We start from the raw sequence: 22,173 nt of genomic DNA, 5'->3' as shown, positions 1-22,173 counted from the left end.
CCTCGAAAGTCTGGTCAGGCCGGCGATCCGACCTGCTTGGCGGCGGCTTCGAGCGATCTTTCAAATGCGTCGACCATGCTATCGACCTGCGGCTCGGTGATGATCAGCGGCGGGCAGAAGGCCAGTGCATCGCCCATATTTCGCGAGATCACTCCGTTCTGTTGCAGGAACCCGTTGACCAGCGCGCCCAGCGCACCGACGGTGCCCCACGGTGTCTTGTTTGCCTTGTCGCCGACGACTTCGACAGCCGCGATCAGGCCGACGCCGCGCACCTCGCCGACGAGCGGGTGCGAGGCCAGCTTGCGCAGCCGCTTCTGCATATGCGCACCGACCGTGCGCGCATTGCCGACGAGATCGCGCTCCTCGATCAGGTTGAGATTCTCGAACGCGACCGCCGCCGCGACGGGGTGGCCGCCGCCGGTGAAGCCGTGCCCGAACGTGCCGATGCGATTGCTTTCGTCGGCAATCGGCTCGAACACCTTCTCATTGATCAGCAGGGCCGAGATCGGCAGGTAGGACGAAGAGATCTGCTTCGACAGCACCATGATGTCGGGCCTGATGCCGAAGGTCTGCGAGCCGAACATTTCACCTGTCCGGCCAAAGCCGCAGATGACTTCGTCGGCGACGAGCAGGATGTCGTATTTCGACAGCACCGCCTGGATCTTCGCCCAGTAGCCGGCCGGCGGGACGATGACGCCGCCGGCACCCATGATCGGCTCGCCGAAGAAGGCCGCGATGGTTTCCGGCCCCTCGGCCAGGATCAGTTCTTCCAGGTCGTTGGCGAGCCGGGTCGAAAATTGCTCTTCGCTCTCGCTCGGCTGCGCCTCGCGCCAATAATGCGGCGAAGAGGTGTGCAGCACATTGGGGATCGGCAGGTCGAACGAGATATGGTTGTTGGGCAGACCGGTCAGGCTCGCCGCGGCAATGGTGACGCCGTGATAGCCCCGCTTGCGGCTGATGATCTTCTTGCGCGCCGGCTGGCCGAGCGCGTTCGACCGGTACCAGATCATCTTCATGGCCGTATCGTTGGCCTCGGAGCCGGAATTGGTGAAATAGGCTTTGCTCATCGGCACCGGCGCCATCTGCACCAGTTTCTCGGCCAGATCGATCAGCGGCGAATGCGATTTCGAGCCGAAGTCGTGATAGAAAGGCAGCTTGGCCATTTGCCGTGTCGCCGCCTCGACCAGCCGCTTCTCCGAAAAGCCGACCGCCACGCTCCAGAGGCCAGCCATCGCCTCGATATAGCGGTTGCCGGCCAGGTCCTCGACATAGATGCCGTCGCCCTTCTCGATGACGAGCGGCCCGGTTTCCTGATGCTTGCGGGCATTGGTGTAGGCATGCATGTGGTAGCTGATGTCGCGGGCTTCGGGGGAATTCGGTCGTGCGTCCATGAGGTCCTGTCCTGCCTGCTTCCAGGGATATTTTCGCGCTTGCCCGCCATTCAGCGCGCATTGGCGTTCCCTCTTGCATTATGCTGTTTGATGCATCATGTTTCTTATAAGATATAGTGTCAAGCCCTTTCCTGGGGTTGGCAGGAGTGGGCGAAGACGCATGCAGACTTTCAGCTTCGAGACCCTCGAACGCGAGAATTTGGGCGAAACGGTCTATTCTCGGATCGCCGAAGCGCTGATCAAGGGACGGTTCGCGCCGGATGCCAGGCTGACCATCCGCGACCTCGCACAATCGCTCGGAACCAGCGTGACGCCGGTCCGGGACGCGATCCTGCGGCTGATCCAGGACGAGGCGCTGGTGCAGAAATCGGCGCGCGAGGTGCGTGTTCCCATCATCACCCTGGCGCGCTATCGCGAAATCCGCCAGATCCGGCTGAAGCTCGAAGGGCTGGCCGCGCGGGAAGCGGCGCTCAAGGCGGCCGCCAAGGACGTCGAACATCTGCGCGGCCTTATTGCGTTGAACGAGCGCGCGATCGCCGATAAAAACTGGACGGAAGCGCTCGCGCTCAACCAGACCTTTCACTTCGCGCTCGCCGATATCGCCGACATGGTGGTGTTGCGCGGCATACTGAACCGGCTATGGCTGCAGATGGGGCCGCTGATCGCGGAATCATATCATGAGGGCGGCCGTGCCATGATCGAGAACCACTATGCGGTGCTTGCGGCCGTCGAGAAACAAGATGCCGATGCCGCCGAGCGGGCGATTGTCGCCGACATAACGGAAGGTGGAAGAGTGATCCTCGAACGGCTCATCAGTCGCAACACCGCCAAGGCCGGGGCCGCCTGAGCATGGACCATGTCGACTGCATCGTCGCCGGCGCCGGCGTTGTTGGCCTTGCGATCGCGCGAGACATGGCGCGTCGCGGCATGGACACGCTGATCCTCGAAGCCGCTAACGCCATCGGCACCGGCACCAGCTCGCGCAATTCCGAGGTCATCCATGCCGGCATCTATTATCCGATCAACTCCCTGAAGGCCCGCTTCTGCGTCGCCGGTCGGAACATGCTCTATCGTTACTGCGAGGAGCACGCGGTCCCGCATGCGCGCTGCGGCAAGCTCATCGTCGCCGCGAATGCCGACCAGGAGCCGGTGCTCGCGACCATCCGGGCCAATGCATCGGCTTGCGGCGTGGACGACCTGGTGCCTTTGACCGCCGCCGAGGCGCTCGCATTGGAGCCCAGGCTGCGCTGCACGGCGGCGCTGTTGTCGCCCTCCACCGGCATCATTGACAGCCATGCCTTGATGCTCGCCTTGCTGGGCGATGCAGAGGAACATGGCGCGGCGCTCAGCCTCAATACCCGCATTGTCTCCGGTCGCATCGAGGATGGGCTTATCGTGCTCGACACGATCGACAGCACAAGCGGCGAGCGCTTTGAAATCGCGACCAAATTCCTTGTCAATGCCGCCGGTCTTGATGCGACGGCGCTTGCCCGATCGATCGACGGGGTCGATCCGCAATTCGTGCCAGAACTTCGCTACGCCAAAGGCAATTATTTCTCAGTCGCCGGCCGCGCTCCTTTCTCGCGTCTCATCTATCCCGTGCCCGAACCCGGCGGGCTCGGCGTGCATCTGACGCTCGACCTCGACGGTGTCGCCCGCTTCGGGCCTGACGTCGAATGGACGGATACGCTTGACTACCGCGTCGATCCGGGGCGCGGCGAACGTTTCTACAACGAGATCCGCAAATACTGGCCGGACCTTGCCGAGGGCGCCCTGCAGCCGGCCTATAGCGGCATCCGCCCAAAACTGTCCGGTCCCGGCGAGGCCAATGCCGATTTCGTCATCCAGGACGCTTCGGTCCATGGCGTTGACGGCCTGGTCAATCTGTTCGGCATCGAAAGCCCCGGCCTGACCTCCAGCCTGGCGATCGCCGACCATGTCGCGCAACGCCTCGCGCCAAGCCAGGTTCAAACTGGCCGGGATGCCACCTTTGCTGCTGGACATTGAGAGAGGTAATTGCCGTGACTGGAACCCTCCCCGACATCTACCGGGACTATATTGCCTGCCTGAACGGCCAGGACTGGCCGAGGCTGGGCCAATTCGTTCATGACGAAGCGATCCACAATGGTCGGCGGCTGGGCCTGTCGGGTTATCTCCAAATGCTGGAGAAAGACTTCGATGAAATTCCGGACCTCTATTTCAACGTCCGGCTGCTGGTTGCCGATCCGCCTTACATAGCGAGCCGGATAGATTTCGACTGTTCGCCAAAGGCAAATTTCCTCGGCCTCCCCTTGAATGGCAAGAGAGTGTCCTTCTCGGAGAACGTGATCTACGAATTTCGCGACGGGAAGATCGTGCAAGTGTGGTCTGTTGTAGACAAGGCGGCTATCGAAGCTCAGCTTTAGCTGCAACGAGACCGGCGGTTTCTCCGCCATCGACGCTGATCACCGCGCCATTGATGAAACTTGCGGCCGGCGACATCAGCCAGGCCACCGTCTCAGCCACGTCTTCGGGCGTGCCGAGGCGGCCGACCGGAATACGGCTTTCCAACGCTTGCCGGCGGCCGGGAATGGCGAGCGTGTTCGCCATCATCTGCGTGGCGATCTGGCCGGGACACAGCGTGTTGAACCTCACCTGCGAGCCGTATTCCAGCGCCAGCGCCTGCGCCAGGCCGATAAGTGCTGCCTTGGACGCTGTGTAGATCGCCAGGCCTTCCTCGCCGACGAGACCGGCGACGGAGGATATCATGACCACCGAACCACGGCCGGCGCGCAATCCCGCCAGCGCATGGCGGGTGAACAGATAGGCCGAGGTCGTGTTGGCGGTCATTGTCCGCTCCCAGTCGGCAAGCGTGGTCTGGTCGAAGGCCAGCCTCGCGCCGGTTCCGGCATTGTTGACCAACCCGGCGATGCTACCCTTGCCAATCTCCAGAGCCATGGCAACCGCGCGTTGGCAGTCGGCTTCGCTGGTGGCGTCGCCGGCCGCGAACACCGCCTGCGGAACGGCGTCGATCACCGCTTGAGCGGCGTCAGGGTCGCGCCCGGTAAAGACGACGCGCGACCCGTCCGCAGCGAGGCGGCTGACGCAGGCAGCGCCGATGCCGCGCGTACCGCCCGTCACCAGGAAGACGCGTTCTGCCGCGTCCGCGCTCACGGCGTATAATCGACTGGTGTGGAGAGCCAACCGGCATCGTGCTTGGCCCAATAGAGGTCGTGGATGCGGCTGGTCACCGGCCCGGGCTTGCCATTGCCGTAGATGCGGCCGTCGAGCACCGTCACCGGCATGATGCCGCCGGCCGAGCTGGTGATGAAGATCTCGTCGGCATCGCGCAGCTCCTCGATGGCGAGCGGACGCAATTCGCAATTGACGCCGACCTCTGGAGCCAGCTCGATGACGCTGCGGCGCGTCATGCCTTCGAACACGCCGCGATCGGGCGTGGTGATGACATTGCCCTTGACGGCGAAGACGTTGAAGCCGGCGCCCTCGGTCACATGCCCCTGCCCGTCGGGGAGCACGGCAACAATGGCGTCTTTGTCGTAGGCCTCGAAGATGCCCATGGTGAGGTCGAGCCAGTGAAAGTTCTTGAGGCGCGGATCGATCGATTCCGGCGGGATCCGCTGCACGGAACTCACCACCATCTTCAGCCCGTCGCGGCGCTGTTCGTCATTGGCGATCCAGACGAAGGGCTGGGCGAAGGCATAGAAGCGATTCTCGCAGAGCCTGGGGTCGCGGGTGCCGCGTGGCGGCACGCCACGCGTGCAGGTCATCTGCACATAGGCGTCGCGCAACCCGCTGCGGCGTACGCATTCGACCAGGATTTCGGCGATCTCGGCCGAGGCGTAAGGCAGGCTCATGCGCAGGCCGCGCATCGAAGCCTGGAAGCGTTCGATATGGTCGTCAAGCCGGAAGAAGCGCCCCTTCCACACATGGGTGACATCATAGGTCGCGTCGGACCGCACGAAGCCGCGGTCGGTGAGCGGAATGGTGGCTTCGGCGAGTGGGACATAGGCTCCATCGACGAAGGCAATTCCATCAGCTGGATCGTGGGATATCCTGTCGTTCATGCAAACCTCCGCTGATGCATTTTTATGAAATACACGACTCTCCCTCTTGCGTCTTAGAGATCGAGACTGGTTCGCGTGTCCTCGATCGCCAGGGTGAGCGCGCGGACAAGTTCGTCCAGTTGTTCGGGTTCGATGATATAGGGCGGGCATAGCGCAAGCACGTCGCCCATATTGCGCAGGATGATGCCGCGCGCGCGGCAGGCGCGCTCCACCTGTGCGCCCACCTTCGCCTCGGCCGGAAAGCTTGCCCTGGTCCGCCGGTCGGCGACAAGCTCGACGCCGGCGATCAAGCCGACGCCGCGGATCTCGCCCACCATGGGATGACCCGCAAGTGCCTCGCGCAACGCCGCATGCATTTGCGCGCCGAGAGTCCGGGCACGTCCGACGACATCGATCTCCTGGTAGATCCGCAGCGCCTCTGCCGCCACCGCCGAGGTCACCGGATGGCCCGAATAGGTAAAGCCATGGCCGAAACCGCTATTGCGATGCCCCTCATCGGCAATCGCCTGGTAGAGCCTGTCCGAGACAACCACCGCCGCGATCGGCAGATAGCCCGACGACAGGCCCTTGGCGACCGAGAACATGTCGGGCACGAAGTCGAAGGTCTGGCTGCCAAACCAGTTGCCGGTGCGGCCGAAGCCGCACACCACTTCGTCGGCGAGCAGCAGGATGTCGTATCGGTCGAGCAGCTTGCGCAGCTTGGCAAAATAGCCACGCGGCGGCACGATGACGCCGCCCGCCGCCATGACCGGCTCGGCGATCATCGCCGCTATGGTGTCGGGACCGGCCTTAAGGATCATCGCCTCCAACTCGTGGAGGAGGCGATCGGCAAAGTCGTCCTCGCTCTCGCCTTCATGCCCTTCGCGGTAGAGATGCGGTTTGGTGGCGTAAAGGATGTCGTCGCTGTTCATGCCGAATGAACGGTGCATATGCGGCAGGCCGCTGAGCAGCGCGCCCATCACGGTGCTGCCATGGAACGCGCCCTGGCGGCTGATGATGCGGCGCTTCCCGGGTTTGCCGCGCGCCGCCTGATAGTACCAGGCCAGCCTGACCATGGAATCGTTGGCTTCCGAACCGGAATTGGCAAGGAAGATCTTGCAGGGCGACAGCAGCGAAAGCGCCGCGATCTGCTCCATCAGGTCGATGCAGGCCTCGTTCGAGCGATGGTTGAAGGTGTGATAATTTGCGAGCTTGGCGAACTGAGCACCGGCGGCCGCCGCAAGCCTGGCGTCGTTGAAGCCGAGCGATGCCGTCCACAGGCCCGCCATGCCTTCGATGTAGCGCTTGCCGGTATCGTCATGGACATACACGCCATCGCCGCTCGATATGACGAATGGCCCCTCTTGTTCATGCCACCGCGGATCGGTCTGCGAATGCAGATGCAGGCTCATGTCGATGGCACGGGCCGAATTGTGGAGCATGTCATCAGTCCTGCTGCAGACGAATTAGGTTGCGGGCCTACTCAGTATCTTATAACTTATAAGTTGTCGAGTATCGGATTCAAATCAGGAGGAGACAAAGCATGGCGTCCTCAGGCGCAAACCGGTGGCCGAGCAACGGTCCGGGCGATCAGATATCAGACGAACAGGCGACGCATCTGCGCGAGCGGGCGCGCTTCGTCCGGCTCGAGACGATCCGTCTGATCTCGATCGCCAAAGTCGGACACTATTCGTCGGTGTTCTCCTGCGCCGAGATTTTCTCGGTCCTCTACTACGACACGATGAAGCTCCGGCAGGGCGAACCGGCCTGGCCCGAGCGCGACCGTTTCCTGATGGGCAAGGGCCACGCCGCCGTCGGCCAGTTTCCGATCCTTGCCGATCTCGGCTTCTTCGATAAATCCTGGCTCGACGATTACACGCGACTCGGTAGCCCGCTCGGCGATCATCCCGACATGCGCAAGGTGCCGGGCGTCGACTTCAGTTCGGGCTCGATCGGCCATGCGCTGTCCAACGGCGTCGGCATGGCCCTGGGCGGCCGCTTCCAGAACCAGGATTTCAATGTCTTCGTCCTGCTCGGTGACGGCGAGATGCAGGAAGGACAAGTCTGGGAAGCGGCGCTGAGTGCCGCCAGCCATCGTCTGAGCAAGCTCATCGCCATCATCGACCGCAACGGCTACCAGCTCGACGGCAAGGTCGACGATGTGGTGGCGATCGAGCCGCTCGACGAGAAATGGCGCGCCTTCGGCTGGGAGGTGCATGAGGTCGACGGCCACGACGTGGTCGCACTCGCCAACCTGCTGCGCGCCGTCAAGGCCGACAGCGCACGCGAAAAGCCGTGCTGCATCATCGCCAGAACGGTCAAGGGCAAGGGCATCGACTACATGGAGACCGAACCCGGCTGGCATCTCGGCTATCTCGCGCCCGAGGACGAGGCACGCGCCCGCGAAGCGATCCTTGCAGGTGCACAATGAACCGCGTCCTCAACCCGGAGTCCTGGCAGTATCGCGAGCTCAACAAACGGGCGCCCTCGCTCGCCACGCTTGCCAACACACTGATCGAGCTCGCCGAGGCCGGCCATCCCGTGGTCGCCGGCACCGCCGACCTGCAGCACTCCAACGGCCTGATCGGCTTTGCCCGGCGCTTTCCCGAACGCTTCACCCAGTTCGGCATTTCCGAGCAGAACATGGTCTCGGCCGCGGCCGGCATGGCCACCATCGGCGTCATGCCCTATGTCGCGACCTTCGCCTCCTTCCTGGCGCTGCTCTGCTGCGAACAGATCCGCATGGATGTCGCCTATTGCGCGCAGCCGGTCCGCCTCATCGGCCACCACACCGGCATCTCGCTCGGCTTCTACGGCACCTCGCATCACGCCACCGAGGATATCGCCATCATGCGCTCGATCGCCGATCTGACCGTGGTGTCGCCCGCCGACGGGCCGCAATTCGCCGCCGCGCTGCGCGCGTCGGTGCATCATCCGCAGCCGATCTATTTCCGCATCGCTCGCGGCCACGATCCGATCGTCTACGCCAACGATGCGCCGTTCGAGTTCGGCAAGGCCGTCATTCACGGCATCGGCTCCGATCTCACCATCATCGCCTGCGGCATGCCGGTCCATCCGGCCAAGGCGGCGATGGAAGCCTTGAATGGAAAGGGCCATTCCGTCGGTCTGATCGACATGCACACGATCAAGCCGCTCGACCGCGCGGCGGTCGTAGCGGCGGCGCGCAAATCGCGCATCGTGCTGACGGTCGAGGAACACAATGTGCTGGGCGGTCTCGGCGGCGCGGTCGCCGAAGTGATGGCTGAGGAAGGCGGCGGCGCACGCCTTGTGCGCCATGGCATCAAGGACGAGTTCAGCCTGATCGCGCCGCCAACGCATCTCTATCGTCACTATCAACTCGACGCCGCGGGCATCGAAAGCGTCGCACAGTCATTACTCGCATAGAAGAAAACAAAGGGAAAAACGCGTCTATTGGCTGTATCTTGTAGAATCAGTGCGGATGCATGAAACAAAGATGTCGAGGAGAACGACGCCGTGAACATTCAGCCGCTCGAGCAGGGCAATCTTTCGGCGCGCGCCTATGTCGCGCTCCGGGAAGGATTGATCGCGGGCCAGTTCCGGCCCGGCCAGAGATTGGTGATGCAGGATCTGGCCGACCGGCTCGGCACCAGCGTCACCCCTGCCCGCGAGGCTTGCCTGCGGCTGGTCAGCGAACGTGGCCTCGAACTGCGCTCCGGCCGCTTCGTCACCGTTCCCGCCTTGACGCTGGCGCGTTACATGGAAGTGCGCACCATCCGGCTCTCGCTGGAGGGCCTGGCGGCCGGCTTGGCCGCTGAGCACGCCACGCCTGAAGACATCGACAGGCTGACCGGCATCCAGAAGCTCTTCGAGAAGGCCGACCGGGCCGGCGACCCCGACCAGTCCTTCCGCTACAACAGGGACTTCCATTTCACCGTCTACCGGCTTTCCCAGATGGAAATGCTGGTCGCCCACATTGAGAGCCTGTGGGTCTCGATGGGGCCGATGCTTACCGTCTTTTTCAAAGAAGGCGAGCACAAATATGTCGGCGCGGCCGAGCATGAGCGGGTGATCGAGGGCCTGCGCGACAAGGATTCCGCCAAGGCCCGCACCGCCATGGAGCGCGACCTCATCCTCGGCGGCGAGGATTTTCTGCGCTTTCTGCGCGCCCACGAGGAATTCGTCGTAGCCTAGCGTCGTGAATTTCTGCATCATCGTTGCAGCCAAAATCACATACGATTTCAATGGACTGCGTCGCTACCTTGAATCAGGAATTCATGCGCCGCGCTGCTCCGCCGATACCATCGGCTGGCCGGATTGCCGTGAGAAGCCGGTTTCCCGTGAGAGGAAATGTGTCATGACCGATGAGCCGAACCGCGAGCCGGCCCATGATCCCCAGGATCTGGAGCGCCTGCTGATTGCCCGGCAGTGGGCGGGAGACATAGACGGAATGGCGGCCCTGTTCGAGCCGAATGCCGTCGTCGATAGCGGTGAAGGCCAGTTGACGCATGGCCGCGAAGCGATCCGGGCGCTCTTTGCCGACATCACCGCAACGGGCCGGAAATTTGCCGCCGGCGATCAGGCACCGGCTATTGTCAACGGAGACCTGGCACTCACCTCAACCCGCCTGCCCGACGGCACCGTCACCGCCGAGGTCGCCCGCCGCCAATCCGACGGGACATGGCTGTGGGTCATCGACCGGTTCTCCATCGCGTAGCGTCGGCCTGAAGCCTTGCCAGTCTGGAGTGAAATTAAGGATCGTTTGGATTTGAAGTTCCCGGCCCCGATGCCGTCAAAGCAGGAACTTCAAATCGGTCACATGCAATTGTCAGTGCGCGATCTGCGAATGATCACCGCCTGGCTGCGAAATATCGCCCAACGCTTCGCCAGCCGAAGCTGCCTCGCCATTGGTGGCGAGATCGCCGATCGAGACAATGCCAACCAATCGCCGGTCGCGGCTGATCACCGGCATTCGCCGCAATTTAAGATCGCCCATACTCTGAAGCACGTCGCCGGCTTCCTGGTCGTCGAAGCAGAATTTCACCTCCGCGCTCATCACGTCCCTGATCTTGGCATCGGGACCCTTGCCCTCCGCGACGCCGCGGATGGCGATATCGCGGTCCGTGATCATTCCGACCAGCCGGTCGTTTTCGCCGACAGGCAGAACACCGGCGTCGTCATGCAATCGCTAATTCTCATGATCTTCTCCTTGAGTTGCAGCGCCCCGCCGGTCCTGTGATCAAGGGAGGAATGAACGCCTGTCGGAAACGTTCCATCTTTCGACCACCCGATGACAGGGTTGAGCGGCAATCATGACCCGATGCCCGTCGTGGCAGGGCTCTCACCAATGGCCTTTTCCGCGACTGAGGGGGAACCATAATCCGGCACGGTGGTTGTGTGGTCACCAAGGTGGTCCTCCTCGAGCAAAACGGAAGGAAAGATCATGCGCATGTTGATGACGATCGCCGCCCTTTCGGGGCTGGCCTTGGCGCAACCGATTCACGCCCAATCCCTCGACCCGCAGCTCCCCCAGATCGACCCCCCGGCCCAAGGAATCCTGCCCGACCAAACGCCGCCTGATCAAACTGACCAAGGTTTTTCCGATCAGAATTTTACCGGTGTGACGATCATCGCTCTCGAGGATCTGCCGCCGGATCTCAAGACCCAAGCAGAGGCGGTGATTACCCAGACCAGCGCCGAGGATCTGCATGTCCTGCAAAGCTCGATCGATGCATCGCCTCAGGCAACATCGGCGCTGGCGGCGAACGGGCTCAACTCCTCGCAGGTTATCGCTGCCAACATCGATGGCGACGGCACCCTGACGCTGATCATTCAGACAACGACCTGACAGGCAGTCCCGGGCGCGGCTGACCGGACCGCTCGGCTTCGGCCGTGAAAACGCAGCATCGCGGAGGACCGCCATGGTCGAGGCCGCAGTTCGCAACTTCACCATCAACTTCGGACCGCAGCACCCTTCCGCCCACGGCGTGCTGCGGCTGGTGCTCGAACTGGACGGCGAGATCGTCGACCGCGCCGATCCCCATATCGGCCTGCTCCACCGCGGCACGGAAAAACTCATTGAGCACAAGAACTATCTGCAGGCCCTCCCCTATTTCGACCGGCTCGATTATGTCGCGCCGATGAACCAGGAGCATGCGTTCTGCCTTGCCGCCGAAAAGCTGCTCGAAATATCGGTTCCCCGGCGAGGGCAGCTTATCCGTGTCCTGTTCTGCGAGATCGGCCGACTTCTGTCGCATCTCCTCAACGTCACGACCCAGGCCATGGATATCGGCGCGCTGACCCCGCCGCTGTGGGGCTTCGCCGAACGCGAGAAACTGATGGTCTTCTACGAGCGTGCCTCCGGCGCTCGCATGCATGCCAATTATTTCAGGGTCGGCGGCGTTCACCAGGACCTGCCTCCGCAGCTCCTCGACGACATCTGGGATTTCTGCGACCCGTTCCTCAAGGTTTGCGACAACCTCGAGGGCCTGCTCACCGGCAACCGCATTTTCAAGCAGCGCAATGTCGATGTCGGCGTCATTGCTCTCGACGATGCCTGGGCCTGGGGCTTCTCCGGCGTGATGGTGCGCGGATCGGGCGCGCAGTGGGATTTGCGCAAGGCGCAGCCATATGAATGCTATCCCGAGATGGATTTCGACATTCCCATTGGCAAGAACGGCGACTGCTACGACCGCTATCTCATCCGCATGGAGGAAATGCGCCAGTCGGTCCGCATCATGAAGCAATGCCTGGAAAAATTGCGCTCGCCGCAAGGCAGCGGACCGGTCGCGATTCCGAACCAGAAGATCACGCCACCGCCGCGCGCGACGATGAAACGCTCGATGGAGGCGACCATCCATCATTTCAAACTCTATACGGAGGGTATTCGTGTGCCCGCCGGAGAGGTCTACGCGGCGGTGGAGGCGCCGAAGGGAGAATTCGGCGTCTATCTGGTTTCGAACGGAAGCAATACTCCCTATCGATGCAAGATACGCGCGCCGTCCTTTGCCCATCTGCAGGCGATGGATTTTCTATCGCGCGGGCATATGATCGCCGATGTCGCGGCGATCATCGGATCGCTTGATATCGTGTTCGGCGAGATCGACCGCTAACCGCTCGCCGGCCTGCCGAAGGCGTGGGGCAAACCCGGCCTGACCATACGGAGGCGACCATGGGCGAAGAGAGCAAGGCAATCCGAGTCAGGATCAGCGGAAGGGTGCAAGGCGTCTCCTTTCGCGTATGGACACGCACCGAGGCCGAAAGGCTCGGCCTTTCCGGATGGGTCCGCAACGAAGACGACGGATCCGTAACGGCACTGATCGTCGGAACCGAGGGCGCGGTTTCGACGATGATGAACCGGTTCAGGAAAGGGCCGAGCGGGGCGTCGGTTTCCAGCGTGACATCCCAGGACGTCGATCCCGGCCGTGAGCCTGACGGATTCAGGATCATCGGCTAGCAGGGCACACAGCACGCTCAAGAGGCGGTGAAATCATCTCGCCGCCTCTATCGTCCGACAAATCAACCCGCCACACACAGCGTCAATGTCCGCTGCGTGCGCACCCCAGCCTCAATACGCGAACGTTCCCCGCAGCCAGGCGAGGAAGCCATGCCTCTCGGACATCGCCGCCCGCACGCGAGACGCCGCCCATCGAGCTCTTATCGTGGCACCGACATGGCAATGACAGACGATGTCGTGCAACTGCCAGTCGGTCAGCTCGAAGAAGCGCCTGGCTTCACCGTAGGTGTCATCCTTCAAGCCTTGTGCGCGAAGAATCGGATCCTCGAAGGCAACCGTGATCGGCGAGCCGTCGTATCGCATCATTTCGCGTATTTCTGGAGGTTTGTGTTCGGTGCCCGCTAGCGCTTCGAGGCGCCGATCGGGATTCTGCTCCAGAAGCTTCGCCCAGCGTTCGAGACGTTGGCTCCTGGTTTCTACGAGATATGTTGCTTCAGCGTGAACGTCGGCAACGGCATGCAGTTGGTCAAGTGTCTGGTGCTTCACGGCCGCCTCCTATTCAGCAGGTGAATTTGCCCCAACCCTCGATGGAAATTATGGCGCTGCGTGAGGTCGGCAAGGCCCTCATGCACGCACTGTTCGATCACACTTTTCTGAGGTCGCCGTCTTGCCACCAGCGCGCCCAATCCCTGCAGGATGATCAGAGGCTCAGATCGGAACCATAGGCAGGCGTGGTCGTTCTGCCTGCATCAGCCGCAGAGCGAAACCTGGTGTGGCGAATCCGAAGATTCTGCCGATGTCGATGACGCGTCAAGGCAGAGAGCGCCGAGTGGAAGGAAATCACCCCATGGCCATTCTTCCTACTCCCGAACCAACGCCCACGCCTGTGCCCACACCACCGCCACTTCCCGAGCCAAAGCCGATGCGTGAGCCGGACCCGGAGAGGCTCCCGGACGAAGACCCCGTGCCCAATCCGGACGAGAACGACGCGCCGCCCAAACACACGGCCTTTGGCTGTTTCTGGCCGTCGTGATCATCCTCGAGGCACCGATGCTCATGTCCTGTCGCCGGTCGACCCGACAAATCGCATCATTGTGTCGAACAGGACGCCCCACGCAGGTTCATGGGGGAGAACCACGTGATTGGCGCTTTCCAGCATGACGAACTCGGCACCGCCAATGCCCGCGGCAAGCTTTCGGCCCTGATCCATCGGATGGACGCCGTCGTCGCGTGAGTGCAGGACGAGCGTCGGGCACGTCACATCTTGCAGCAGACCGCTGACGTCGAAGCGGTCGACCGCCTCCCTGAGACGAGCGGCATTTTCAGGCGACGTGGTCAGCTTCTGCAGTTCCGCCAGCGAATCGATCTCCTGGCGTGTGCCGTCCGGAATGAACATCGACGAAAACGCCTTGATGAAAGGGCTGCCGGGCCTGCCCCAGCCGTAACGGATAAGGGTCAATATCGCTTCACCCTCGGCGCGTTCGCTGGCTGAAGTCCTGACAAGCCGTCCCTTCTGGTAGCCGCCATGCAAGATGAGATGGCTCACCCGGTGCGGATGCCGGCAAGCGTAGGCTATGGCGATCGCAGCCCCCTGCGAAGTGCCGTAGAGCGCGAACCTCTCCAGTCCGGCCGCATCGACAACGGCTTCGATATCCTCGACAAAGCTCTCCAGCGAGAAGTCCTTGACGTTCCAGTCGGAGAGCCCGTTGCCGCGCTGGTCGTACCGCGTGACCCTCATATGCCGGTTCAGTTCGTTGAGGAACGGCCGCCAGATCGGGCTTCGCCAGTCATAGTCGAGATGGGTGAGCCAATGTCCGGCCTTGACGAGAGCTTGGCCGGAGCCCGTGGTCGCATACGCGATGCGAGTGCCGTCGCGTGAATTGCAGAATTTCACATGCTGATAGTCCACGTCGGTTTTTTCGCTGCGAGAATGGTCCGGCTTCGGCACCTTCCCGACGGCTTCCACGCTGCCGACAAAACGAACGCCGCGCCGCGCTATCGTCTTGATAAATTCCTGCCGCGAGCCATTGTCTCCGATAGCAGCCCGAGCAGCGCTGATGCGGGCGCTGATCGCCGAATCCGAGACGATGCGGCCACTCCAGATCTCCGCAATCAGCTCGTCATAGGTCACGAGCTGCTCCGACTTCCTGATCAGAAGATGCAGCAGGTCGAACACCTGGGGCTCGACCGGCCGCGACTGGCCATCCACGACGAGTTCGTGGCTGTCCGGGGCGAGTTCGCAGGTTCCGAAACGGTAGCGCATGGCCGCAACTCACAATGTGGCCGCGAACGGCTCACGCTTGGCCACGAAGATACAGGAATAAGACAAGGGTTTGGTAGGGCTTTGCTCAAGCGCCGTCCGCTCTGGTCGGGCATCTTGCCGGCCCAGACTATTGTTCAGGGAGGCTGCCGCGATGACAAGTCCGGGTCCGATCGACATTCGCCGCCGCAAGGACGGCTCGCTCGACATATCCTTTTATGCCGACAAGGCACGTTCGCTGAGGCGCGCTTCAATCCGCGCGACACCTTGCGCGATCGGCCGCTTCCTTGCCCGCCTGGCTGCACCGGTGCTCCGCCGCCGGCCAGGCCGCGGTTTGTGGACCTCCCGTGGACTTGCTGCCTTGCTGGCTGCCACGGTAGCCCTGCCCGCCGCAGCCGACGAGACATGCCTGTCGCCCTACATGCCGAAGATCACCGGTCACGAGGACTATGTCTATGTCTGGACGCTCGGGGTCGAGGGTCTGGGCGACGGCTCCGACAAGCTCGTCACCGTCGATGCGCGAGACAACTCGCCAACCTTCGGCAAGGTCATCGATACCGATTCCGTCGGCAGCCGCAACGAGGCACACCATGGCGGTTTCACCGATGACCGCCGCCAATTCTGGGCGGCGGGGCTCGACAGCGACACCATCTTCGTCTTCGATGTCGCGAGCGACCCGGCCAACCCGAAGCTCATCAAGACGATTGCCGATTTCGTGGAGAAGACCGGGGGCGTGGTCGGTCCGCACGGCGCCTATGCGCTGCCCGGACGCATGATGATCCCGGCGCTCTCCAACAAGGACGGCACCGGCCGCACCGCGCTCGTCGAATTCTCCAACGAAGGCGAGTTCATCGCCACCCACTGGCTGCCGACGGCCAAGGAGGCGAAGGATATTCCCGGCGCCGAATTCGCGGACGGTTACGGCTACGATGCGCGCGTCCTGCCACGCAAGAACGTCATGCTGACCTCCTCCTTCGCCGGACGGGAGAACTACATGCGTCCCTTCGGCGAGGTTGCAGGCGACGCCGAGGCGATGAAGAAGTTCGGCAATTCCATGATCATGTGGGATTTCCATGCCCGCACGCCGAAGAAAGTGTTCCAGGTACCGGGTGTGCCGCTCGAAATACGCTGGGCCCAGGGCAAGAACCATGCCTATGCCTTCACCTCAACCGCGCTCACCGCGAAACTCTGGCTGGTCCACGAGGACGAGAAGGGCGAATGGCAGGCCAAGGCGGTGGCCGACATCGGCGATCCCGCCAAGCTGCCAATCCCAGTCGACATCAGCCTGAGCGCCGACGACAAGACGCTGTTCGCCGACACTTTCATGGACGGTATGACCAGGGTCTTCGACGTCTCCGATCCGCACCATCCCAGACAGATCTATGAGAAGAAGATCGGCGAGCAGCTCAATATGGTCTCGCAGAGCTGGGACGGCGAGCGCATCTATTATACGAGCTCGCTTCTCGCCAACTGGGACAAAACCGGCGATGCCAACGAGCAGTTCCTGAAGGCCTATGCCTGGAACGGCAAGGAATTGACGCCGCGCTTCGAAATCGACTTCACCCGGGAGGAACTCGGCCGGCCGCATATGATGGCCTTCGGCGCCGCCAGCCTCTACGCCAAGTGACGACAGGCCTCGGAGGGATAAGAGCCAGATGCGCCGCCTGCCATTCGTCTTCGCCATCCTCGCCGGCATCGGCCTCGGCGGCTCCGCCCTGGCCCATGGCAACAATCATGGCGCCGAGCCCGCGCCGCAGGGTCCGGCATCGGCCTACGCCTTCGCGCTGCCGCAGCCGGGCTCCTACCATCTGCCACCGATCCGAGTGGCGGCAGGCGGCCCGGTGCTGACGGAAGAAGGCGGGGACGCCGACCTCGCAACGCTGCTGCGCGGCCGCATCACCGTGTTCTCCTTCATCTACACGCGCTGCGCCGACATCTGTCCGGTCGCCACGGCGCAGCTCGCGCAATTGCGCGAACTTGTCCGCCATTATCCCGAACTCAATCGCCGGGTGCGCCTCGTATCGATGAGCTTCGATCCGGGCCACGACACGCCTTCCGTCATGGCCGACTATGGCGCGCTCTGGCGCAAACCCGGCGATGGCGGATCGCAATGGCTCTTCGTGACGGCTCCTGGCCATGCAGCACTTCGCCCGATCCTTGCGGCCTACGACCAGGCGGTCGCGCCGGATCCCGATCCGCAGGATCCGGCCGGCGGCCTCAGCCATATCCTTCGCGTCTTCCTGATCGACGAGGCCGGTCTGGTCCGCAACATCTACAGCATGGATTTCCTCGATCCCGACCTCGTGCTGACGGATATTCGCACACTGGCCGCTGAGGCCGATTGAGCCTGCCGCTCAGCCCACATTCGCGCGCAGCGGCATGCAGCTTTCACCGACGATCAGCGCCGGCTGAAAAACGATATTGCGCACCGGCTCGGATCCCCTCTCCTCGATGCGATCCACAAGAAGGCGCAGCGCCTCATTGGTCATGTCGGCAATGGGGTGTTCCGTTCTCGTCAGCCGTGGCTTCAGGCCGCCGGCGCCCGCGACCGTGTCCGTCGAGGCGATCGAGACGTCCTGCGGACAGCGCAGGCCAAGATCGGCGATGGCGCGCATCACGCCGATCGCCATGACGCCGTTGGCGACATAGATCGCGGTCGGGCGATCGGGCGAACCCATCATGTCACGGGCTACCGAATAGGCGGCTTCCTCGCGAAATTCGCCGGACCTGACATGGCCGGGCTGCGGCGCAAGCCCGCGCGCCGCCATCGCGTCGATCATGCCGTCATGCCTGCCCTTGCTGGTCGACAATTGCATCGGACCGGTGATCGAGCCGATGCGCCGATGCCCGAGATCGAGCAGATAGTCGACCGCCTGCCGGCCGGCCGCCCAATTGTCTATGGTCACCGTATCGGCGCTGTTGCCTTCGATCGAGCGGCCGAGAAGCACGGTCGCGATGCCCTCGAACTCATGCGGCTGATATTGATTGGCCGCGCCCACGGGAACCAGAACCATGCCGTCGCAGCCAAGGGTGCGAATCCGCGACAGGATGCGCCGTTCGGTGTCGGGCTTTTCATCGCTGTTGAAGAGAACCAGCGAATAGCCCCAGGCCGCGACCGCCGCCTCCGCCGACCAGACGATGCGTGCGTAGAACGGGTTCGAGAGATCGGCCACCGCAAGGGCGATCAGCTGGCTGCGGCTGCGGCGCAGATTGCGGGCAGCCAGCGACGGTTCATAGCGCAGTTCGCGGATGGCGGTGACGACGCGGGCCCGGAGTTCCGGGCTGACAAAGGCAGTATCGTTCATCACCGCCGAGACCGTCGCAGTCGACACTCCCGCCTTTCTGGCAACGTCTTTGATGGTGGCCATTTTGCTCCGATAGCTAATCGTTTCGCTGAAGTCTGGTGCAGATTTATGGCTGTGTCCAGCGGATTTCTGCTTGCATTGGGTCGCATTTTGCAGGACGTTAGCGAAACGGTTTGCTGTCAATGAGGCTCTGACGGCAGATAGGTGAAGGGAGGAAAACCATGAAAAAATTTGGCTATATCATCGCGCTTGGAGCGCTCTCGCTGGCGACTTCTGGCGCTGCCGCGCAGGACAAGCCGCTTCTCGGCATCGTATCGATCAGTGCCACCGAAGCGAACAATGTCCGCTACATCCAGGGCGCCACGAAGGCCGCCGATGAGCTTGGCTGGCAGACCAATGTCGTCGATGCCGCCGGCAGCGCCGACCAGGCCAACTCGGCGATCCAGAATTTCGCGCAGCTCAAGGCGCATGCGATCATCGACATGGTGTTTCCCTATTCGTCGGTCGGCGCCGGCCTGGCCGCCGCCGGCGACGCTGGAATACCCGTCGTGACCTGGGGCGGCGGGCTTGGTTCGACCGTTGCCGCCACCAATGGCTCGGGCGGCCCGATGGCGATCCCGGTCGTCGATCTGATGGTCAAGAAAATGGATGGCAAGGGTTCGATACTGGCCCTCACCTACCGGACCGGCGAGGTTTGCCGGAACCGTGAAGTCGTCATGGACGAGATCGTCGCCAAAAATCCCGGCATCACCGTCACCAAGAACGAAGTGCGCATTCCCGGCTATTTCGAGGACGGCGCCCAATACGCCAATGCCTGGCTGGCCTCGCATCCGGCCGGCCAGGAAAACCTGGCGATCTGGGGATGCTGGGACGACCCGGCGATCGGCGCCATCGGTTCGCTGCGCGCGCAAGGCCGCGACGATGTCCTCGTCTACGGCATCAATGGCAATGCCCAGGCGCTGGAGAACATCAAGAACGGCTTCATGACCGCAACGGCCTGGCAGGACAGCTTCACCGAGGGCTACAACATGGTCAAGATGCTGAAGGACATCAAGGACGCCGGCAGCGCTTGGCAAGCCAAGGCTGCCGAAGTTCCGGCCGTGCTGGTGACCAAGGAAACCGTCGACGCCTTTCTCAAGGACCATCCGGAAGCCATAAAGTAGGACTTGGTTTGCAGACGGCGTTCACAAGGGGTGCGCCGCAGCAGGCGGCGCCAATGACAACTCCGTTCCTGGTCGCACACGATATCGCAAAGGCCTTTGGCGGCGCGCAGGCGCTGAAGGGCGTGTCGCTCGACATTGCGCCGGGTGAAATCCATGGTCTTGTCGGCGCCAATGGCGCCGGCAAGTCGACCTTCATCCGCATCCTCGCCGGACTGAACCATCCCGACGCCGGCCGTATCGAAATCGACGGCCACAGCCAGCAGATCGCCACGCCGCAGCGTGCGACCGAACTTGGCATGAGCTTCATTCACCAGGAACTGGCATTCGTGCCGGGCATGACCGTGCTGCAGAACATCATGCTGGGCGTACCGAAGAAATCGCGCTTCGGGCTGACCGACTGGCGCGCGATCGCGCGCGACGTAGCACCGATCGCCAGGCGTGTCGGCATATCGGCGCCGCTCAATGCGAGCGTGAAGGGCCTTTCAACGGCCGAGATATGGCTGATCAACATTTGCCGCGCCCTGGTGCGCAAGGCGCGGCTGATCGTCATGGACGAGCCGACGGCGTCGCTGGCCGCGAGCGAGGCGGAACGGCTTTTTGCGATCGTGCGCGATCTCTCCGCCTCGGGCGTGGCGGTGCTCTACATTTCGCACCGGCTGGATGAAATCCTCAATCTGTGCTCGCGCGTGTCGGTGTTTCGCGACGGCCGTTCCGTGGCCGAGCTCGCCGGAAAAGGGCTCAACCGGCCAGCACTTGTCGAGGCGATTGTCGGCGGCACAATCCGGGACCTGCAAAGGACGGCCACGGCAAGACCGCGCGGCGATGTCGTGATGGAAGCCAGCAATCTGACGCGGGCGCCGAAAGTCCGCGGCGTCAGCCTCAAGCTTCACGCCGGCGAAGTGCTGGGCATTGGCGGCCTTGTCGGCGCCGGGCGAACCGAACTCGCCCGGCTGCTCTTCGGGGCGGACCGGCCGGATAGCGGCGAGATGAGGCTGGCGGACCGGCCCTATCAGCCCGCTTCGCCCGCGGGGGCAGTCCGGGCCGGGCTTGGATTGATCCCTGAGGAGCGCCGGGCCGAAGCGCTGTTCCTGTCCAAGAGCATCGCCTTCAATCTCGGCATCGCCAATCTCGACAAGATTGTGCACAGCCGATACCTGCCGCTGCTGAACCGAAGCGCCCGCACGGCCATGGCCGGCGAGATGATCCGCTCGCTCTCGATAAAGGCGCGCAACGCCAGCACGCCCGTTGGCCGCCTCAGCGGCGGCAATCAGCAGAAGGTTGCGATCGGCCGCTGGCTCCAGCGCACGCCGAAAGTACTGATCCTCGACGAGCCGACGCGAGGGGTCGATATCGGCGCGCGCGGAGAGATTCATCGGCTGATCCGCCAGCAAGCCGAATCCGGAATGGCGGTTCTGGTGATCTCGTCGGAACCGGACGAACTGCCCGATCTGTGCGACCGCGTGCTGGTGATGGCGGAAGGCCGCATCGTTCGCGAGCTGACCGGCCAGGCGGTGTCGCGAAAGGCAATCGTCGAGGCAAGTTACGTCGACCCGCAAGCACTGATGGAGGATCATCCCGCATGAGCGATGTTGCGATTAGCGCCCGGCGTCTGTCGCCCGGAACCAAGGCGGTGCTCGGCATCTTTGCCCGCTACGGGACAATCATCGGACTTCTGGCGATGATCGTCACCTTCTCGATCCTGTCGCCGCACGCCTTTCCCACCGTCAACAATTTCACCAATGTGCTGAACCAGGCCTCGCTGGCCATGATCATTGCCGGCGGGCTGACGCTTGCCGTGGTCGTCGGCGAACTCGACCTGTCCATCGGCTTCGCCGCCAGCCTGCACGGCATCCTGATCACCGGGCTTGTCGTCCACGACAAGCTGCCGATCCCGCTTGCCGTGGTCATCGTCATCGCGTTGGGCGCGGTGATCGGCCTCGTCAACGGCTTCATCGTCACCAAGGTCAAGGTCAATTCCGTCATCGCGACGCTGGGCGTCGGCACGATCCTGACCGGTCTCGCCTTCGCCTATTCCGCCGGCGTTCCCATTGTCGCCGGCGTGCCGGAGGCGTTTCTCCAGCTCTCGCTTGGCCGCTGGCTGTTCGGCATCCCCAACAACATCATCGTCATGATCCTCGTCCTCGGCGGGCTTTGGCTCCTGGTCGAACGGACACCGCTCGGCCAGGAGATCCAGGCCGTCGGCGGCAATGCCGTGGCGGCTCGCCTTGCCGGGGTGAATGTCGACCGCATCAAGATCCTCGGCTTCGTCATTTCGGGAATGTGCGCCGCACTCACCGGGATACTGCTCGCCTCGCGGCTGGGCAGCGGCACGGCGAGTGCGGCAGACTCCTATCTGCTCACCGCCTTTGCCGCCGTGTTCCTTGGCTCGGCAACGCTGCGCGATGGCGAATTCCACGTGCTTGGCACCCTGGTCGGCGCGCTGATCATCGCTTTCGGCTTCAACGGCCTCAATATTTTCGGCGCCCCGACCTTTTCGCAATATGTGCTGCAGGGCGCCATTCTGATCATTGCCGTGGGCATGGCCAGCCTCGGCCGCTCGCTGGCGGAACGCTGAA

Annotated in this window: 24 protein-coding genes; 16 read left to right on the top strand and 8 right to left on the bottom strand. The window is 62.9% G+C overall.

Annotated elements, in window-relative coordinates; all coding sequences use genetic code 11:
* Positions 1-14: 14 nt before the first annotated feature.
* On the bottom strand, positions 15-1,391 hold the full coding sequence (locus tag OHD62_RS22235; protein ID WP_263787136.1) for an aspartate aminotransferase family protein: 1,377 nt from the start codon (positions 1,389-1,391) through the stop codon (positions 15-17).
* A gap of 160 nt (positions 1,392-1,551) precedes the next feature.
* On the opposite strand from OHD62_RS22235, the gene OHD62_RS22230 reads away from it, so the two are divergent.
* From OHD62_RS22230 to OHD62_RS22220, 3 genes are read left to right on the top strand one after another with little or no spacing between them, the layout of a single operon-like run.
* Positions 1,552-2,238, top strand: coding sequence for a GntR family transcriptional regulator (locus OHD62_RS22230; protein ID WP_263787134.1), 687 nt, complete (start codon positions 1,552-1,554; stop codon positions 2,236-2,238).
* Positions 2,239-2,240: 2 nt separating this feature from the next.
* Positions 2,241-3,398, top strand: a complete 1,158-nt coding sequence (locus OHD62_RS22225) for an NAD(P)/FAD-dependent oxidoreductase (RefSeq protein ID WP_263787132.1) — start codon at positions 2,241-2,243, stop codon at positions 3,396-3,398.
* Positions 3,399-3,412: 14 nt separating this feature from the next.
* Positions 3,413-3,796: an ester cyclase gene (locus tag OHD62_RS22220; protein WP_263787130.1), complete on the top strand. Its 384-nt coding sequence runs from the start codon at positions 3,413-3,415 to the stop codon at positions 3,794-3,796.
* On the opposite strand, the gene OHD62_RS22215 is transcribed toward OHD62_RS22220, so the two are convergent.
* Genes OHD62_RS22215 through OHD62_RS22205 form a run of 3 tightly spaced genes read right to left on the bottom strand, consistent with a single transcriptional unit; the run spans position 3,777 to position 6,876 of the window.
* Entirely contained in the window at positions 3,777-4,544 is a 768-nt protein-coding gene (locus OHD62_RS22215) for an SDR family NAD(P)-dependent oxidoreductase (protein WP_263787128.1), read from the bottom strand. The genes OHD62_RS22220 and OHD62_RS22215 overlap by 20 nt on opposite strands.
* The gene (locus OHD62_RS22210; protein ID WP_263787126.1) at positions 4,541-5,455 is read right to left on the bottom strand and encodes an aminotransferase class IV; all 915 of its coding nucleotides are present in this window, start codon (positions 5,453-5,455) and stop codon (positions 4,541-4,543) included. The genes OHD62_RS22215 and OHD62_RS22210 overlap by 4 nt, the downstream gene beginning before the upstream one ends.
* A 53-nt stretch (positions 5,456-5,508) precedes the next feature.
* Positions 5,509-6,876 carry an aminotransferase gene (locus tag OHD62_RS22205; RefSeq protein WP_263787124.1) on the bottom strand — a complete coding sequence of 456 codons (1,368 nt, stop codon included), beginning with the start codon at positions 6,874-6,876 and terminating at the stop codon, positions 5,509-5,511.
* Positions 6,877-6,977: 101 nt separating this feature from the next.
* Between OHD62_RS22205 and OHD62_RS22200 the strand changes: the two genes are divergently transcribed.
* From OHD62_RS22200 to OHD62_RS22185, 4 genes are all read left to right on the top strand, one after another.
* Entirely contained in the window at positions 6,978-7,865 is an 888-nt protein-coding gene (locus OHD62_RS22200; protein WP_263787122.1) for a transketolase, read from the top strand.
* Positions 7,862-8,839: a transketolase family protein gene (locus OHD62_RS22195; RefSeq protein WP_263787120.1), complete on the top strand. Its 978-nt coding sequence runs from the start codon at positions 7,862-7,864 to the stop codon at positions 8,837-8,839. Before OHD62_RS22200 ends, OHD62_RS22195 begins: the two co-directional genes overlap by 4 nt.
* Before the next feature lie 90 nt (positions 8,840-8,929).
* Positions 8,930-9,607 carry a GntR family transcriptional regulator gene (locus OHD62_RS22190; RefSeq protein WP_263787117.1) on the top strand — a complete coding sequence of 226 codons (678 nt, stop codon included), beginning with the start codon at positions 8,930-8,932 and terminating at the stop codon, positions 9,605-9,607.
* Between the two features lie 163 nt (positions 9,608-9,770).
* Complete coding sequence (locus tag OHD62_RS22185; RefSeq protein WP_263787115.1) at positions 9,771-10,130, top strand: YybH family protein; 360 nt, start codon at positions 9,771-9,773, stop codon at positions 10,128-10,130.
* 111 nt (positions 10,131-10,241) lie between these two features.
* Here OHD62_RS22185 and OHD62_RS22180 read toward each other — a convergent pair whose 3' ends face one another.
* Positions 10,242-10,598, bottom strand: coding sequence for a CBS domain-containing protein (locus OHD62_RS22180; RefSeq protein WP_412177410.1), 357 nt, complete (start codon positions 10,596-10,598; stop codon positions 10,242-10,244).
* A 258-nt stretch (positions 10,599-10,856) separates the two neighbouring features.
* On the opposite strand from OHD62_RS22180, the gene OHD62_RS22175 reads away from it, so the two are divergent.
* The 3 genes from OHD62_RS22175 to OHD62_RS22165 all read left to right on the top strand — a co-directional run bounded on the left by OHD62_RS22175 (position 10,857) and on the right by OHD62_RS22165 (position 12,869).
* On the top strand, positions 10,857-11,261 hold the full coding sequence (locus OHD62_RS22175; protein WP_263787113.1) for a hypothetical protein: 405 nt from the start codon (positions 10,857-10,859) through the stop codon (positions 11,259-11,261).
* Positions 11,262-11,334: 73 nt separating this feature from the next.
* Positions 11,335-12,525, top strand: a complete 1,191-nt coding sequence (locus OHD62_RS22170) for an NADH-quinone oxidoreductase subunit D (RefSeq protein WP_263787111.1) — start codon at positions 11,335-11,337, stop codon at positions 12,523-12,525.
* A gap of 59 nt (positions 12,526-12,584) precedes the next feature.
* A complete protein-coding gene (locus OHD62_RS22165; RefSeq protein ID WP_263787110.1) occupies positions 12,585-12,869 on the top strand; it encodes an acylphosphatase in 285 nt (94 codons plus the stop codon).
* Between the two features lie 111 nt (positions 12,870-12,980).
* Here the strand turns inward: OHD62_RS22165 and OHD62_RS22160 are convergent, their stop codons facing one another.
* The gene (locus OHD62_RS22160) at positions 12,981-13,415 is read right to left on the bottom strand and encodes a hypothetical protein (RefSeq protein WP_263787108.1); all 435 of its coding nucleotides are present in this window, start codon (positions 13,413-13,415) and stop codon (positions 12,981-12,983) included.
* A gap of 301 nt (positions 13,416-13,716) precedes the next feature.
* On the opposite strand from OHD62_RS22160, the gene OHD62_RS22155 reads away from it, so the two are divergent.
* Entirely contained in the window at positions 13,717-13,902 is a 186-nt protein-coding gene (locus OHD62_RS22155; RefSeq protein ID WP_263787106.1) for a hypothetical protein, read from the top strand.
* Between the two features lie 21 nt (positions 13,903-13,923).
* On the opposite strand, the gene OHD62_RS22150 is transcribed toward OHD62_RS22155, so the two are convergent.
* Positions 13,924-15,132, bottom strand: a complete 1,209-nt coding sequence (locus OHD62_RS22150) for an alpha/beta hydrolase (RefSeq protein ID WP_263787104.1) — start codon at positions 15,130-15,132, stop codon at positions 13,924-13,926.
* A gap of 151 nt (positions 15,133-15,283) precedes the next feature.
* Here OHD62_RS22150 and OHD62_RS22145 point away from each other — a divergent pair, with 151 nt between their 5' ends.
* Entirely contained in the window at positions 15,284-16,756 is a 1,473-nt protein-coding gene (locus OHD62_RS22145) for a selenium-binding family protein (protein ID WP_263787102.1), read from the top strand.
* Positions 16,757-16,784: 28 nt separating this feature from the next.
* On the top strand, positions 16,785-17,474 hold the full coding sequence (locus OHD62_RS22140; RefSeq protein WP_263787101.1) for an SCO family protein: 690 nt from the start codon (positions 16,785-16,787) through the stop codon (positions 17,472-17,474).
* A gap of 9 nt (positions 17,475-17,483) precedes the next feature.
* Here the strand turns inward: OHD62_RS22140 and OHD62_RS22135 are convergent, their stop codons facing one another.
* Positions 17,484-18,497 (bottom strand): LacI family DNA-binding transcriptional regulator, encoded by a 1,014-nt coding sequence (locus tag OHD62_RS22135; protein WP_263787099.1) that lies wholly within the window; start codon positions 18,495-18,497, stop codon positions 17,484-17,486.
* Between the two features lie 158 nt (positions 18,498-18,655).
* On the opposite strand from OHD62_RS22135, the gene OHD62_RS22130 reads away from it, so the two are divergent.
* The 3 genes from OHD62_RS22130 to OHD62_RS22120 are packed head-to-tail and all read left to right on the top strand — an operon-like array spanning position 18,656 to position 22,172.
* Positions 18,656-19,597, top strand: coding sequence for a sugar ABC transporter substrate-binding protein (locus tag OHD62_RS22130; protein WP_263787097.1), 942 nt, complete (start codon positions 18,656-18,658; stop codon positions 19,595-19,597).
* A gap of 53 nt (positions 19,598-19,650) precedes the next feature.
* Entirely contained in the window at positions 19,651-21,180 is a 1,530-nt protein-coding gene (locus tag OHD62_RS22125; protein ID WP_263787095.1) for a sugar ABC transporter ATP-binding protein, read from the top strand.
* Positions 21,177-22,172 (top strand): ABC transporter permease, encoded by a 996-nt coding sequence (locus OHD62_RS22120; RefSeq protein WP_008877171.1) that lies wholly within the window; start codon positions 21,177-21,179, stop codon positions 22,170-22,172. Before OHD62_RS22125 ends, OHD62_RS22120 begins: the two co-directional genes overlap by 4 nt.
* Position 22,173 lies beyond the last annotated feature (1 nt).

Source organism: Mesorhizobium sp. YC-39, assembly GCF_025753795.1.
Taxonomy (GTDB): Bacteria; Pseudomonadota; Alphaproteobacteria; order Rhizobiales; family Rhizobiaceae; genus Mesorhizobium.
Note: the sequence above shows the minus strand (reverse complement) of the source record. Positions and strands in the feature narration are given on the sequence as shown.